Annotated in this window: 12 protein-coding genes and 1 riboswitch; of the genes, 10 read left to right on the forward strand and 2 right to left on the reverse strand. The window is 68.3% G+C overall.

What is annotated here, in order from left to right:
* The first annotated feature begins 40 nt into the window (after window positions 1–40).
* The 8 genes from flhB (at window position 41) to metF (ending at window position 9685) form a co-directional block, all read left to right on the forward strand.
* Entirely contained in the window at window positions 41–1258 is a 1218-nt protein-coding gene (gene flhB / locus BBJ41_RS10985; protein WP_069746458.1) for a flagellar biosynthesis protein FlhB, read from the forward strand.
* Window positions 1255–3357, forward strand: a complete 2103-nt coding sequence (flhA, locus tag BBJ41_RS10990) for a flagellar biosynthesis protein FlhA (RefSeq protein ID WP_069746459.1) — start codon at window positions 1255–1257, stop codon at window positions 3355–3357. Before flhB ends, flhA begins: the two co-directional genes overlap by 4 nt.
* Window positions 3354–5102, forward strand: a complete 1749-nt coding sequence (gene flhF / locus BBJ41_RS10995) for a flagellar biosynthesis protein FlhF (protein WP_069746460.1) — start codon at window positions 3354–3356, stop codon at window positions 5100–5102. Before flhA ends, flhF begins: the two co-directional genes overlap by 4 nt.
* Window positions 5095–5913 (forward strand): MinD/ParA family ATP-binding protein, encoded by an 819-nt coding sequence (locus BBJ41_RS11000; RefSeq protein ID WP_069746461.1) that lies wholly within the window; start codon window positions 5095–5097, stop codon window positions 5911–5913. The genes flhF and BBJ41_RS11000 overlap by 8 nt, the downstream gene beginning before the upstream one ends.
* 15 nt (window positions 5914–5928) lie before the next feature.
* Window positions 5929–6663 (forward strand): RNA polymerase sigma factor FliA, encoded by a 735-nt coding sequence (locus BBJ41_RS11005; RefSeq protein WP_006484033.1) that lies wholly within the window; start codon window positions 5929–5931, stop codon window positions 6661–6663.
* A 76-nt stretch (window positions 6664–6739) separates the two neighbouring features.
* A riboswitch (S-adenosyl-L-homocysteine riboswitch) is annotated at window positions 6740–6855 on the forward strand.
* A 32-nt stretch (window positions 6856–6887) separates the two neighbouring features.
* Entirely contained in the window at window positions 6888–8306 is a 1419-nt protein-coding gene (gene ahcY / locus BBJ41_RS11010; protein ID WP_059232686.1) for an adenosylhomocysteinase, read from the forward strand.
* A gap of 170 nt (window positions 8307–8476) precedes the next feature.
* Window positions 8477–8830: a phage holin family protein gene (locus tag BBJ41_RS11015; protein ID WP_011882923.1), complete on the forward strand. Its 354-nt coding sequence runs from the start codon at window positions 8477–8479 to the stop codon at window positions 8828–8830.
* A 24-nt stretch (window positions 8831–8854) separates the two neighbouring features.
* Window positions 8855–9685 (forward strand): methylenetetrahydrofolate reductase [NAD(P)H], encoded by an 831-nt coding sequence (gene metF / locus BBJ41_RS11020; protein ID WP_048248132.1) that lies wholly within the window; start codon window positions 8855–8857, stop codon window positions 9683–9685.
* Window positions 9686–9778: 93 nt separating this feature from the next.
* On the opposite strand, the gene BBJ41_RS11025 is transcribed toward metF, so the two are convergent.
* Window positions 9779–11257, reverse strand: coding sequence for an amidase (locus BBJ41_RS11025; RefSeq protein WP_069746462.1), 1479 nt, complete (start codon window positions 11255–11257; stop codon window positions 9779–9781).
* Window positions 11258–11337: 80 nt separating this feature from the next.
* Window positions 11338–12030, reverse strand: a complete 693-nt coding sequence (locus BBJ41_RS11030; RefSeq protein WP_069746463.1) for a dienelactone hydrolase family protein — start codon at window positions 12028–12030, stop codon at window positions 11338–11340.
* Window positions 12031–12276: 246 nt separating this feature from the next.
* On the opposite strand from BBJ41_RS11030, the gene BBJ41_RS11035 reads away from it, so the two are divergent.
* Window positions 12277–13356, forward strand: coding sequence for an NAD(P)H-dependent flavin oxidoreductase (locus BBJ41_RS11035; RefSeq protein WP_069746464.1), 1080 nt, complete (start codon window positions 12277–12279; stop codon window positions 13354–13356).
* A 418-nt stretch (window positions 13357–13774) separates the two neighbouring features.
* Window positions 13775–14917 (forward strand): branched-chain amino acid ABC transporter substrate-binding protein, encoded by a 1143-nt coding sequence (locus BBJ41_RS11040; protein WP_069746465.1) that lies wholly within the window; start codon window positions 13775–13777, stop codon window positions 14915–14917.
* Window position 14918 lies beyond the last annotated feature (1 nt).

Below are 14918 nucleotides of genomic sequence, written 5' to 3' on the forward strand. Positions count from 1 at the left end.
ACTGGAAAGCGGCATTCCGCCGTACCCGACTGGAGGCCCCGTGGCAGACGAGAGCGATCTCGACAAGACCGAAGCCGCCACTCCCAGGCGCCGCGAGAAGGCGCGCGAGGAGGGGCAGGTCGCGCGTTCGCGCGAACTGGCTTCGTTCGCGCTGCTCGCGGCCGGGTTCTACGGTGCATGGCTGCTCGCGGGTCCGTCGGGCGCGCATCTGCAGGCGATGCTGCACGGCGCGTTCGCGTTCGACCGCGCAACCGCGTTCGATACCAACCGGATGCTGTCGGCGGCCGGCAGCGCGAGCCTCGAAGGCTTCGCCGCGCTGCTGCCGCTGCTCGCGCTCACCGGCGTCGCCGCGCTGCTCGCGCCGATGGCGCTCGGCGGCTGGCTGATCTCGCAGAAGACGTTCGAGCTGAAGTTCGACCGCCTGAACCCGATCTCGGGCCTCGGCCGGATCTTCTCGATGCAGGCGTTGACGCAGCTCGTCATGTCGCTCGTGAAGACGATCGTCGTCGGCGGGATCGGTGGCGTTGCGATCTGGCGCAGCAAGGACGAGCTGCTCAGCCTGGCAACGCAGCCGCTCGGCACGGCGCTGCCCGATGCGCTGCATCTCATCGCCGTGTGCTGCGGCACGACCGTCGCCGGGATGCTGGTGGTCGCCGCGCTCGACGTGCCTTACCAACTCTGGGAATACAGCAAGAAGTTGCGCATGACGAAGGAAGAAGTGAAGCGCGAGCATCGCGAGAACGAAGGCGATCCGCACGTGAAGGGGCGGATCCGCCAACAGCAGCGCGCGATCGCGCGCCGCCGGATGATGGCGGCCGTGCCGAAGGCCGACGTGGTCGTCACGAACCCGACGCACTTCGCCGTCGCGCTGCAATACACGGACGGCGAGATGCGCGCGCCGAAGGTCGTCGCGAAGGGCGTGAACCTCGTCGCCGCGCGCATCCGCGAACTCGCGGCCGAACACAACGTGCCGCTGCTCGAAGCGCCGCCGCTCGCGCGTGCGCTGTATCACAACGTCGACATCGAGCGCGAGATTCCCGGCTCGCTGTACTCGGCCGTCGCCGAGGTGCTCGCGTGGGTCTACCAGCTCAAGCGCTTCCGCTCGGAAGGCGGCGCGTTCCCCGCAGTGCCGGTCGATCTCGACGTGCCGGCCGACCTCGACAAGGGCGCGTCGGTGTCCGCCGACGACGAGCGCGAGGAAGCCGAGGACACGCTCGGCAAGCAAGGTAAGCAGGGCGCGCAAGGAGCCTCCGCATGAGCACCCCGACGACCGGCCTGTTCGCGAAGCGCCAGAACCCGTTCGCAGGCACCAACCTGCGCGCGCTCGCGGGCCCGATCCTCATCTGCATGATCCTGGGGATGATGATCCTGCCGCTGCCCCCGCTGCTGCTGGATCTGCTGTTCACGTTCAACATCGCGCTGTCGGTGATGGTGCTGCTCGTCAGCATGTACACGATGAAGCCGCTCGATTTCGCGGCGTTCCCGAGCGTGCTGCTGTTCTCGACGCTGCTGCGCCTGTCGCTGAACGTCGCGTCGACGCGTGTCGTGCTGCTCGAAGGCCACACCGGGCCGGACGCTGCCGGCCAGGTGATCGAGGCGTTCGGCCACTTCCTCGTCGGCGGCAACTTCGCGGTCGGCATCGTCGTGTTCGTGATCCTGATGATCATCAACTTCATGGTCATCACGAAGGGCGCGGGGCGGATCGCGGAAGTGTCCGCGCGCTTCACGCTCGATGCGATGCCCGGCAAGCAGATGGCGATCGACGCCGACCTGAACGCCGGCCTCATCAACGAGGAACAGGCGCGCAAGCGCCGCCTGGCCGTGTCGCAGGAAGCCGAGTTCTACGGGTCGATGGACGGCGCGTCGAAGTTCGTGCGCGGCGATGCGATCGCCGGCCTGATCATCATGGCGATCAACGTGATCGGCGGGCTGATCGTCGGGATGGTCCAGCACGACATGTCGTTCGCCGCGGCCGGCACCAACTACACGCTGCTGACGATCGGCGACGGCCTCGTCGCGCAGATTCCGTCGCTCGTGATCTCGACCGCGGCCGGCGTGATCGTGTCGCGCGTCGCGACCGACGAGGACATCGGCACGCAGATCACCGGCCAGCTGTTCACGAATCCGCGCGTGCTGATGATCACGGGCGCGATCATCGTGCTGATGGGGCTGATCCCCGGGATGCCGCACTTCGCGTTCCTCGGGCTCGGCGCCGGCGCGATCTGGCTGTCCCGCACGCAGACGAAGCGCGCGGCGGCCCGCAAGGCGGCCGGCGACGTGACCGACATCGCGCCGCCCGCCGTGCTGCCGGCCGACAGTCACGAGGCGACCTGGGACGACGTGCAGCTGATCGACCCGCTCGGCCTCGAAGTCGGCTACCGGCTGATCCCGCTCGTCGACAAGAACAGCGACGGCGAGCTGCTCAAGCGCATCAAGAGCATCCGCAAGAAATTCGCGCAGGAAATCGGCTTCCTGCCGCCGGTGATCCATATCCGCGACAACCTCGAACTGCGGCCGAACGCGTACCGGATCGCGCTGAAGGGCGTCGAGATCGGCGTCGGCGAAGTGTTCCCGGGCCAGTGGCTCGCGATCAACCCCGGCCAGGTGACGGCCGCGCTGCCGGGCGCCGTCACGCAGGACCCGGCGTTCGGGCTGCCGGCCGTGTGGATCGACGTCGCGCTGCGCGAGCAGGCGCAGGTGTACGGCTACACGGTGGTCGACGCGAGCACGGTCGTCGCGACGCACCTGAACCATCTCGTCGTCCAGCACGCGGCCGAGCTGCTCGGCCGCCAGGAAGTGCAGGCGCTCGTCGAGCGCACCGGCAAGGACGCGCCGTCGCTCGTCGAGGATCTCGTGCCGAAGACGATCTCGCTGACGACGCTGCAGAAAGTGCTTCAGAACCTGCTCGAGGAAGGCGTGCCGATCCGCGACATGCGCACGATCCTCGAAGCCGTGTCCGAACATGCGGGCCGCGGCGACGCGTTCGAGATCACGGCCGCGGTGCGGCTCTCGCTCGGCCGCGCGATCACGCAGCAGTGGTATCCGGGCGCGGGCGAGATGCAGGTGATGGGCCTCGATTCGAATCTCGAGCGCGTGCTGTCGCAGGCGCTCGCCACCGGCGCGAACCCGGGCCTCGAACCCGGCCTCGCGCACAACCTTCTGACCGGCACGCAGCAAGCGATGCTGCGTCAACAGAATCTCGGGCTGCCGCCCGTGCTGCTGGTGCAGCACGCGCTGCGCGCGATGCTCGCGCGTTTCCTGCGCCGCAGCCTGCCGCAACTGAAAGTGCTGTCGTATGCCGAAGTGCCGGACACACGCACGATCAAAGTCGTTAACGTCATCGGGGGTTCCGCTTGAACATTCGCAAATTCACCGGCGCGACCAGCCGCGACGCGCTTCGTCTGGTGCGCGAGGCGCTCGGCGCCGACGCGGTCGTGCTGTCGAACCGCACGCTCGATGACGGCAGCGTCGAAATCGTCGCACTCGCCGATTCGGACCTGGCCGCGGTGACGCCGCCGGCCGCCGCGCGGCCGCGCATCGCCGCGCCGCGAATGCAGGACTCCGTGCCGGCCGCCGCGGTGCCGGGCATCGTGTCGCGCCCGGGCGCCACGCTTGCACGCCCGAGCGTGAACCCGTACGCAGCCGGTGAAGGCGGCCTGCCGGACGTGTTCTCGTCGGTGTTCGGTGCGAGCGCCGATATGGAAGAACCGGCGGCGCAACTTTCGGCGACCGATGCGGACGTGCCGGCTGCGGCTTCCCCGTCGATCGCCGCGCCCGCGGGCGGCACGCCTGCCGCCGGCGCGTCCGAACCCGCGCCGTGGCTCGTCGAGCACGCGAAGCGCCTGACGCAGCAGCGCGATGCGCTGATCGCCCGCGCGCAGGCACCCGCCGCGCCGCAAGCGAGCGAACCGCCTCCGCAGCGTGCCGCGAGCGCGACGCCGCCCGACTGGGCGCGCGACATCGTGCGCGATGCCGAGCGCCGGATGCCGGCCGCCGCCCCCCGCGCGCCGGACACGAGCGCCGCGCAGGCCGCGAAGGCAGCCGAGCGCACGCGCCTGTCCGCCGACGCGGCCGCCGTGGTGGCCGATGCGGTGAAGTCGCGCATCGAGCGGATCGTCAACGACACGGTGATGCAGGAGCTCGGCGAGCTGCGCGGGATGATGGAAGAGCAGTTCGACAACCTGATGTGGCACGACCGCCAGCGCCGCAGCGCGGTGCACGGCGCGCTGACGAAGCACCTGTTCGCGGCCGGCCTCTCCGCGCAGCTCGTGCGGATGCTGGTCGACAACCTGCCGTCCGGCGAAGGCACGCAGACCTTCGAACAGGCCGCCGAATGGGCGCAGTCGGTGCTCGCCGCGAACCTGCCGGTGCTCGACAGCGAAGACGCGCTGATGGAGCGCGGCGGCGTGTTCGCGCTGATGGGGCCGACGGGCGTCGGCAAGACGACCACCACCGCGAAGCTGGCCGCGCGCTGCGTGATGCGCTTCGGCGCGAGCAAGGTCGCGCTGCTGACCACCGACAGCTACCGGATCGGCGGCCACGAGCAGCTGCGCATCTTCGGCAAGATCCTCGGCGTGCCCGTGCACGCGGTGAAGGATGCCGGCGATCTCGCGCTCGCGCTGTCCGAGCTGCGCAACAAGCACATCGTGCTGATCGACACGATCGGCATGAGCCAGCGCGACCGCGCGGTGTCCGACCAGATCGCGATGCTGCACGGCGCGAACGCACCGGTGCAGCGCCTGCTGCTGCTCAACGCGACGAGCCACGGCGACACCCTCAACGAAGTCGTGCAGGCGTACCGCAGCGCGGGCGAGCATCCGGACCTCGCCGGCTGCATCCTCACGAAGCTCGACGAGGCGACCCACCTCGGCGGCGTGCTCGACACGGTGATCCGCTACAAGCTGCCGGTCCACTACGTGTCGACCGGCCAGAAGGTGCCGGAGAACCTGTACGTCGCGTCGACCAAATTCCTGCTGAAGAGCGCGTTCTGTGTGCCGCGCGACGGCTCGCCCTTCGTGCCGCAAGACGAGGACATGCCGACGCTGCTTTCCGCACTGACCGCACGTTCCACCGCCGAGCTGCACGAGGTGCGATTTGGATAAACGAATCATCGACCAGGCCGAAGGGCTGCGGCGCCTGCTGGCCGGGCGCGCCTCGCGCATCGTCGCGGTGACGGGCGGGCCGGCGGGTGTCGGCTGCACGTCCACGATCGTGAACCTGGCGGCGGCGCTCGCGTCGCTCGGCAAGGACGTGCTCGTCGTCGACGAGCGCGCCGACGTGCACTCGGCCACCGCGACGCTCGCCGGTGCGTGGCTGCGCGACGGCGAGCGCACGCGGGTGGCCGCGGGCTTCGGCCTGTGTTCGGCCGCGCGGCTCGCGCGCGCCGGCTACAGCGACGCGCAACTGAGCGACTTCGTCGACGGCCCGGCCGACATCGTGCTCGTCGACGCGCAGCTCGGCGCCGACGGCTCGTTCTCGGCGCTCGCGCGCGAAGCGCACGACGTGCTGGTCGTCACGCGGGTCGCCGCGCAGGCGATCACCGAGGCGTATGCGTGCATGAAGCGGCTGCATTTCGCGCACGCGTTCGCGCAATTCCGCGTGCTGACCAATCACGTCGGCAGCCATGCGGACGCGAAGACCGCGTTCGACAACCTCGCGGGCGTCGCGAGCCGCTACCTGACCGTGTCGATCGCCGACGCGGGCTGCGTGAGCGCCGATCCGCTCGTCGAGCATGCGCGCGAGCTGACGCGCGCCGTGGTCGATGCGTTCCCGTCGTCGGCCGCCGCACGCGACTACCGGCAGATTGCCGCCGACCTGCTGTACTGGCCGATGCGCCCGCGTTCGGGCGCGGGCCGCGCCGTCCACGCGGGCGGCAAACCGTCGTACGAGGCGGGCGCGGCACACGCCGCTTAGGGCAAGGAGAGAGCCATGATGTACAACGCTCAAGGAAAGATGTCCCAGGCCGACGTGCTCGCGCAATATGCGCCGCTCGTGCGTCGCCTCGGGCTGCAGCTCGTCGCGAAGATGCCGGCGAGCGTCGACCTCGACGACCTGATCCAGGCCGGCATGATCGGCCTGATGGACGCGGCCGGCCGCTACAAGGAAGACCAGGGCGCGCAGTTCGAGACCTACGCGACGCAGCGCATCCGCGGCGCGATGCTCGACGAGCTGCGCAGCAACGACTGGCTGCCGCGCAGCCTGCGCAAGACGTCGCGCGAGGTCGAGCACGCGGTGCATCAGGTCGAGCAGCATCTCGGCCGCTCGGCGAGCGAGACCGAGATCGCGCAGCACCTGAACATGCCGCTCGACGAATACCAGGGGATGCTGCAGGACCTGCACGGCAGCCAGCTCATCTACTACGAGGATTTCGACCGTGCGGCCGACGACGAGCCGTTCCTCGACCGCTACCGCGTCGATCACGCCGATCCGCTGTCGGCGCTGCTCGACGAGCACCTGCGCGAAGCGCTCGTCGAGGCGATCGAGCGGCTGCCGGAGCGCGAGAAGCTGCTGATGTCGCTGTACTACGAACGGGGTCTGAATCTGCGCGAGATCGGCGCGGTGCTCGAGGTGAGCGAGTCGCGCGTGTGCCAGCTGCACAGCCAGGCCGTCGCCCGCCTGCGTGCCCGGCTGCGCGAACAGGCCTGGGTCGGCGCGGAGTCCTGACCCTTTCTTCGCGGCCACGCGCGCCGACGCCGCGCGCTCGCGCATTTTGCGCGCCGATTTGCTACAATCCCTCCCGTTTTCCGAGGAGCGTTGCGACGGACCATCCTGCGTCCGCCAGGCTCGGAAGGCTTCACCAAGCAGCCGCGCGGCCAATTTGCGCCGGCTCCGCTTCCTGAACGGCGCTCACGTCACCAATCTAGAACTTTTTTAGAAAGGAGGGCGTGATGAACGCCATTATCGATTCCAAGGCTTCCCACGATTACGTCGTCGCCGACATGGCGCTGGCCGGCTGGGGCCGCAAGGAACTGAACATCGCCGAGACCGAAATGCCGGGCCTCGTGCAGATCCGCGACGAATACAAGGCCGAGCAGCCGCTGAAGGGCGCGCGCATCGCCGGTTCGCTGCACATGACGATCCAGACGGGCGTGCTGATCGAGACGCTGAAGGCGCTCGGCGCGGACGTGCGCTGGGCATCGTGCAACATCTTCTCGACCCAGGATCACGCAGCCGCCGCGATCGTCGAAGCCGGCACGCCGGTGTTCGCGTTCAAGGGCGAATCGCTCGACGAATACTGGGAGTTCTCGCACCGCATCTTCGAATGGCCGAACGGCGAATTCGCGAACATGATCCTGGACGACGGCGGCGACGCAACGCTGCTGCTGATCCTCGGCTCGAAGGCCGAGAAGGACCGTTCGGTGATCGCGAAGCCGACCAACGAGGAAGAAGTCGCGCTGTACAAGTCGATCGCGAAGCACCTCGACATCGACGCGACCTGGTACTCGAAGCGCCTCGCGCACATCAAGGGCGTGACCGAAGAAACCACGACCGGCGTGCACCGCCTGTACCAGATGGAAAAGGACGGCCGCCTGCCGTTCCCGGCGTTCAACGTGAACGATTCGGTCACGAAGTCGAAGTTCGACAACCTGTACGGCTGCCGCGAGTCGCTCGTCGACGGCATCAAGCGCGCGACCGACGTGATGATCGCGGGCAAGGTCGCGGTCGTCGCGGGTTACGGCGACGTGGGCAAGGGCTGCGCGCAGTCGCTGCGCGGCCTCGGCGCGACGGTGTGGGTCACCGAAATCGATCCGATCTGCGCACTGCAGGCGGCGATGGAAGGCTACCGCGTCGTGACGATGGAATACGCGGCCGACAAGGCCGACATCTTCGTGACGGCGACCGGCAACTTCCACGTGATCGGCCACGATCACATGAAGGCGATGCGCCACAACGCGATCGTCTGCAACATCGGTCACTTCGACTCGGAAATCGACGTTGCGTCGACGCGCCAGTACCAGTGGGAAAACATCAAGCCGCAAGTCGACCACATCATTTTCCCGGACGGCAAGCGCGTGATCCTGCTGGCGGAAGGCCGCCTCGTGAACCTCGGCTGCGCGACCGGCCACCCGTCGTTCGTGATGTCGAACTCGTTCGCGAACCAGACGCTCGCGCAGATCGAGCTGTTCGTGCGCGGCAACGAGTACGAAAACAAGGTGTACGTGCTGCCGAAGCATCTCGATGAAAAGGTTGCGCGCCTGCACCTCGCGCGCATCGGCGCGAACCTGTCCGTGCTGTCGGACGAGCAGGCTTCGTACATCGGCGTGCAGAAGGACGGCCCGTTCAAGCCGAACCACTACCGCTACTGATGCGCCGCCGCCGCCGTCGCCGTGCGTTGTGCGCCCCGCTGCGGGGCACGCAGCGCGGCGGCGGCGGCACGGCGCCGGATCGCCGGTCCGTCGCGCCGCGCCTCCGGGCGCACGCGGCGGCCGGCGGCGGCCACTGATCGCACAGATCGACAATCGAACCGGAGCACTCCATGAGCGTCATCCTCACCTGGGTCATCAACGCGCTCGCGCTGCTGATCATCACGTACCTCGTGCCGTCGATCCACATCAAGAGCTTCGGCACCGCGCTGATCGTCGCGGTCGTGCTCGGGCTGATCAACACGGTGATCCGCCCGGTGCTGATCCTGCTGACGCTGCCCGTCACGATCGTCACGCTCGGGGTGTTCATCCTCGTCGTGAACGCGCTGTGCTTCTGGTTCGCGTCGTCGCTGCTGAAGGGCTTCGAGGTGTCGGGATTCTGGTCCGCGTTCTTCGGTTCGATCCTGTACAGCATCGTGTCGTGGCTGCTGTCCGCCCTGATCTTCGGCCAGCGCGACATCGGCTGATCGCAGGGCTCAACGCACCGAATCATGAAACCGATCGAACTCTCGTTTGAATTCTTCCCGCCGAAGACGGCGGACGGCGTCGAAAAGCTGCGCGCGACGCGCGCGCAGTTGCTGCCGCTGAAGCCGAAATTCGTCTCCGTGACGTTCGGCGCCGGCGGCTCGACGCAGCAGGGCACGCTCGATACCGTGCTCGACATGCAGAAGGACGGCCTCGAGGCCGCCCCGCACCTGTCGTGCATCGGCTCGTCGCGCGACAGCCTGCGCGCGATCCTCGACCAGTACCGCTCGCACGGCATCCGGCATATCGTCGCGCTGCGCGGCGACCTGCCGTCGGGGATGGGCGAGGTCGGCGAGCTGCGCTATGCGTCCGAGCTCGTCAGCTTCATCCGCGCCGAGCATGGCGACTGGTTCCACATCGAAGTCGCCGGCTACCCGGAGTACCACCCGCAATCGCGCTCGCCGAAGGCCGATCTCGAGAATTTCGCGCGCAAGGTGAAAGCCGGCGCGAATTCCGCGATCACGCAGTACTTCTTCAACGCCGACGCGTATTTCCGCTTCGTCGACGATGCGCGCAAGCTGGGTGTGGACGTGCCGATCGTGCCGGGCATCATGCCGATCACGAACTTCTCGCAGCTGATGCGCTTCTCCGAGATGTGCGGCGCCGAAGTGCCGCGCTGGGTCGCACGCCGGCTCGAGAGCTTCGGCGACGATCGCGACGCGATCCGTGCATTCGGCGCGGACGTCGTCACCGATCTGTGCCGGCGCCTGATCGACGCGGGCGTGCCGGGGCTGCACTTCTATACGCTGAATGCAGCGGCCGCGACGCGGACGATCTGCGAACGGCTCGACGTATAAGCGCCGCCGCGCGTGCCGCATGCGCAAAAGCCCCGCCGGTTTTGCCGGCGGGGCTTTTTTTCGGCTTGCGGCTTGAGGAAGCGGCGGCGCGCGTCAGCGCTGCGCCTGCATCAGCGGCGGGCGGCGGTCGAACCACGGCCGCGCCTGTTCGAGCTGCCGCGCGAGCCTGAGCAGCAGCTCGTCGTCGTTGTGGCGCGCGACGAACTGCACGCCGATCGGCAACCCGCGCGCGTTCCAGTAGAGCGGCACCGACATCGCCGGCTGGCCGGTCAGGTTGAACAGCTCGGTGCAGCCGGCCCACGCGAACGCTTTCTCCGACGACCTCGCGAGCATTTCCTTCAGCAGCGGCTTCACCGGCAGCGCGGCGAGCAGCTTCATCTGCGCCGATTCGAACGGTGTCGGCTGCAATTCGCCGATCTTCACCGGCGGCCCCGCGAGCGAGGCGCACAGGATCGCGTCGTAGCGCGACACGAGGCCCGAAACCTGCACGGTGAGCTGGCGTTGCCACTCGAGCACGTCCGGCAGGCGCGTGCGCGCGAGGCGCCGGCCGACCACGGCCATCGCCCACGTCGCGGCCTCGAATTCGCCGCGCCGCGGCGCGCGGCCGGTCAGCTCACGCGCGCCGAGCACCATCTCCTCGGCGATCGTCGCCCACAGCGTGAGGAAGGTTTCGGCCGCGCGCGCGTAATCGACCTGCAGCGTCGCCGGCTCGACGCGGTGGCCCAGCGATTCGAGCAGCGCGGCCGCGTCGTCGAGCGCCGCGCGCGTGTCGTCGGCAAGCGCCGGCGCGAGCATCGGGTCGACGACGAGACCGATCCGCAGCGGGCCGGGCGGCGTGTCGAGCGCGCCGAGGAACGTGCCGGGCGCGCCCTGCGGCAACGTCTGGCCGGTCGTGATGTCGAGCAGCAGCGCGCTGTCGCGCACGCTGCGCGCGACCGCATGCTGGACGACGAGCTCGCCGTTCGACGGCTGGTCGACGAGCACCGGGTTGCGGCTCGGCTTCAGGCCGAACAGCCCGCAGCACGACGCCGGAATGCGGATCGAGCCGCCGCCGTCGGACGCATGCGCGAGCGGCACGATACCGGCCGCGACGGCCGCCGCCGCGCCGCCGCTCGAACCGCCGGGCGTGTGATCGAGATTCCACGGGTTGCGGCACGCGCCGAACAGCTCGGGCTCCGTGTACGGCATCTGGCCGATTTCCGACGTATTGGTCTTGCCGAACACGTTGAGGCCCGCCGCGCGGCTTCGCGCGATCACCGGCGAATCGTCGGCGGGCACGAAGTAGCGGTAATGCCGGCTGCCCATCGACAGCGGCAGCCCGGCGACCGCCGCGCCGAGATCCTTGACGAGATAGGGAACGCCCGCGAACGGCGCGCCGGCGCCGGCATCGGGCGCCGACGCCGCACGCTGGCGCGCGGCTTCGTAGTCCTGCAGCACGATCGCGTTGATCGCGCCGTTGACCGCTTCGGCCTGGCCGATCGCGGCGTCGAGCAGTTCGCGCGGGCTCGCCTTGCGTTCGCGCACGAGTGCGGCGAGGCCGATCGCGTCATGCGCGAGATAGTCCGAGTGCATCGCTGTCACCCCCGTTGTGACCTGTGGCGATGAAGGGAGCATAACGCGGGCCCGGCGCGATGGGCCCGCGACTGGCCGTTTTACAGATGCTCGGCGAGGAACGTCAGCGTGCGGCCGTGCGCGAGCGCCGAGGCGCGCTGGTTGTACGACGCGCGGTCGGTACAGTTGAAGCCGTGCTCGGCGCCCGGATACACGTGGAACGACGCGTGGGCGTGGCCGGCGAACGCGGCCTTCACCTGGTCGACAGCCTCGAGCGGGATGCCGTGGTCGTTTTCCGCGTAATGGAACAGGATCGGCTGCGTGACCTTGCCGGCGAGGTCGAGCGCGTTCTGGATGCCGCCGCCGTAATAGGAAACCGCCGCGTCGAGCTTGCCGGTCGCGGCCGCGCGGTACGCGAGCTGGCCGCCGAAGCAGTAGCCGATCGCGGCGACCTTGCCGGCCACTTCGACGCGCGCGCGCAATGCGTCGGCCGCCGCGCCGATGTCCGCGACCGCGAGGCCCACGTCGGTCTTTTTCATCAGCTCGATGCCTTTGTCGCGGTCCGCGCCTTCGTAGGTCAGCTCGACGCGCGGCTGCGTGCGCCAGAACACGTCCGGCGCGAGCGCGACGAAACCGTCGGACGCGTACTGGTCGGCGACCGCGCGGATGTGCGAGTTCACGCCGAAGATTTCCTGGATGATGATGACGGCAGGGCCCGTGCCGCGCTTGGGCAGCGCGAGATAGCCGCCGAAGCTGTCGTTACCGGTCGGGATGTCGATCCATTGGGCAGTCACGTTCTGAACTCCCGGCGAACGGGGTGCGACGCGCGCGCCCCGGGGTGGAAGAGGGCGGCCTAGTGTGCCACCAATCGTGCGGCGGTGCAGGGCGCGCGCGACGTGCGTGCTTGCCGCGCGGCCTGCTTCTCGCGCAGCGATCGTTTCAATCTCGATTATTCATTTTTCGGCGGCGCGCGGCTTCGATAGAGTCGATGTGTCGGCCTTTACAAAGCGCTTTCGCGCATCGTCATCGAAGGATTCGCCATGTCTGCCCGTCCGTTTTCCACGCCCTTTTCCGAACGCTTCGGCCTGCGCCTGCCGCTCGTGCAGGCGCCGATGGTCGGCGCGACCACGGCTGCGATGGTCGCCGCCGCATCGAACGCCGGCGCGCTCGGCAGCCTCGGCGCCGGCGCGTTCGCGCCCGAGCGCCTCGCGGTCGAAGTCGAAGCCATCCGCGCGGCGACCGATCGCCCGTTCGCGGTCAACCTGTTCGTCTTGCCGGATGTCGCGCCCGACGCGGCGACCGTCGCGCGCGCACTCGCGGCGATCGATCCGCTGAACGCGGCGCTCGGGCTGCCGCCGGGCACCGCGCCCGAACGTTACGCGCCCGACTTCCGCGCGCAACTCGATGCGCTCGTGTCGCTGCGCGTGCCGGTCGCGAGCTTCACGTTCGGCGTGCTCGATGCGGCCGACGTCGCGCGCCTGAAGGCGGCCGGCACCTATGTGATCGGTACCGCGACGCATGTGGCCGAAGGGCTCGCGTGGCAGGCGGCCGGCGCCGACGCGCTGTCCGCGCAGGGCGCCGAGGCCGGCGGCCATCGCGGCACCTTCATCGGTCCCGCCGAGGATGCGCTGATCGGCACGTTCGCGCTCGTGCCGCAGCTCGTCGACGCGACGGGCCTGCCCGTGCTCGCCGCGGGCGGCATCATGGACGGCCGCGGGATCGCGGCCGCGCTCGCGCTCGGCGCGCAGGGCGCGCAGCTCGGCACCGCGTTCCTCACCTGCGCGGAAAGTGCGATCGCGGCGGACTGGAAGGCGCGGCTCATCGCGAGCGCCGATACGTCGACGCAGGTCACGCGCGCGATCACCGGCCGCCATGCGCGCGGGCTGCGCAACACGCTGATGGCGCGGCTCGGCGAACACGTGTCCGACGTCGCGCCGTACCCGGTGCAGAATGCGCTGACGCAGCCGCTGCGCCAGGCCGCCGCGCGCGCGAACAACGGCGATTACCTGTCGCTGTGGGCCGGGCAGGGCGCACCGCTCGCGCGGCGCCGCGGCGATGCGCTGACGACGTCGCAGCTCGTCGCCGCGCTCGATGCCGAATGGCGCGCATCGGCCGCCTGAACGGTTCGTATCGAACGACGAAACGCGCGTGTTGTCACGCGCGTTTCATTCAATGATCCCGGGCACAAAATACCGAATCGAAATGACACGGGAATGCTTTAAAACGGCCTTTCAAAAGGTCGCCATGAATTAGCGGAAACCCTTATCCGGCGGGGCTTGCGGCGATATTCGAGTAGTCATTCCAAAGTGCGCATATCAGTAGTGTTACCACTACCCCAAAAAAGTCCCACAAATTAATTTGATCACCTACACTTGCGCGCAAGTACGGGCGGGTGGCTGCTAAAAGCGGCTGTTTACACGTGCTTGAGGCCAAGTGCATGAACGATGCAACCGGCGAATCGTCCAGTGATTGCAAACACAGGGATGGCAGCGGGGCACCGGGCGATGGCGTTTATTGGGACCGAAACTGGAGACTTACATGAATATCAAGATGCAAAAGCTGTTGCCGATCACCGCCGCGGCGATGCTGTGCGTTGCAGCTGCAAGCAACGCGGCCGCCGATCAAGTCGTCAAGATCGGCCACGTCGCGCCCTTGACGGGCGGCATTGCACACCTGGGCAAGGACAACGAAAACGGCGCGCGTCTCGCAGTCGAGGAGATCAACGCCAAGGGTCTCACGGTCGACGGCCAGAAAATCACGCTGCAGCTGGATCCGCAGGATGACGCAGCCGACCCGCGCCAGGCGACTCAGGTCGCACAGAAGCTGGTCGACGACAAAGTCGTCGCGGTGGTCGGCCACCTGAACTCGGGCACGTCGATCCCGGCCTCGAAGATCTACAGCGATGCGGGCATCGTGCAGATCTCGCCGTCGGCGACCAACCCTGCCTACACGCAGCAAGGCTTCAAGACGACCTACCGTGTCGTCGCGACCGACGCTCAGCAGGGCCCGGCGCTCGCGAACTATGCGAAGTCGAAGGGCATCAAGAGTGTCGCCGTGGTCGACGATTCGACCGCGTACGGCCAGGGCCTCGCGAACGAGTTCGAGAAGAAGGCCAAGGCGCTCGGCCTGAACGTGATGTCGCATGACGCGACCAACGACAAGGCGGTCGACTTCCGCGCGATTCTCACGAAGATCAAGGGCGAGAATCCGGACGCGATCATGTACGGCGGCATGGATGCCACCGGCGGCCCGTTCGCGAAGCAGGCGAAGCAGCTCGGCCTGCGCGCGAAGATCTACGCGGGCGACGGCGTGTGCACGGAGAAGCTGGCCGACCTGGCTGGCGACGCGACCGACAACATCGTGTGCTCGGAAGCCGGTGCCTCGCTCGAGAAGATGCCGGGCGGCGGCGCGTTCAAGGCGAAGTACGAGAAGCGTTTCGGCCAGCCGATCCAGATCTACGCACCGTTCACGTATGACGCCGTGTACATCATCGTCGACGCGATGAAGCGCGCGAACTCGACGGACCCGGCGAAGATCCTCGCGGCCATGCCGGCGACGAACTACACGGGCGTGATCGGCAAGACGACCTTCGATTCGAAGGGCGACCTGCAACACGGCGTGATCTCGCTGTACAACTACAAGAGCGGCAAGAAGTCGCTGCTCGACGAAGTGAAGATGTAAC

Origin of the sequence: Burkholderia stabilis (genome assembly GCF_001742165.1) — a bacterium.
GTDB lineage: Bacteria > Pseudomonadota > Gammaproteobacteria > Burkholderiales > Burkholderiaceae > Burkholderia > Burkholderia stabilis.

Bases quoted from the DNA above. Each gene is read 5' to 3' on its own strand.
- flhA (WP_069746459.1), top strand. From the start codon at position 1,255: ATGAGCACCCCGACGACCGGCCTGTTCGCGAAGCGCCAGAACCCGTTC.
- BBJ41_RS11005 (WP_006484033.1), top strand. From the start codon at position 5,929: ATGATGTACAACGCTCAAGGAAAGATGTCCCAGGCCGACGTGCTCGCG.
- ahcY (WP_059232686.1), top strand. From the start codon at position 6,888: ATGAACGCCATTATCGATTCCAAGGCTTCCCACGATTACGTCGTCGCC.
- BBJ41_RS11015 (WP_011882923.1), top strand. From the start codon at position 8,477: ATGAGCGTCATCCTCACCTGGGTCATCAACGCGCTCGCGCTGCTGATC.
- metF (WP_048248132.1), top strand. From the start codon at position 8,855: ATGAAACCGATCGAACTCTCGTTTGAATTCTTCCCGCCGAAGACGGCG.
- BBJ41_RS11025 (WP_069746462.1), bottom strand. From the start codon at position 11,257: ATGCACTCGGACTATCTCGCGCATGACGCGATCGGCCTCGCCGCACTC.
- BBJ41_RS11035 (WP_069746464.1), top strand. From the start codon at position 12,277: ATGTCTGCCCGTCCGTTTTCCACGCCCTTTTCCGAACGCTTCGGCCTG.
- BBJ41_RS11040 (WP_069746465.1), top strand. From the start codon at position 13,775: ATGAATATCAAGATGCAAAAGCTGTTGCCGATCACCGCCGCGGCGATG.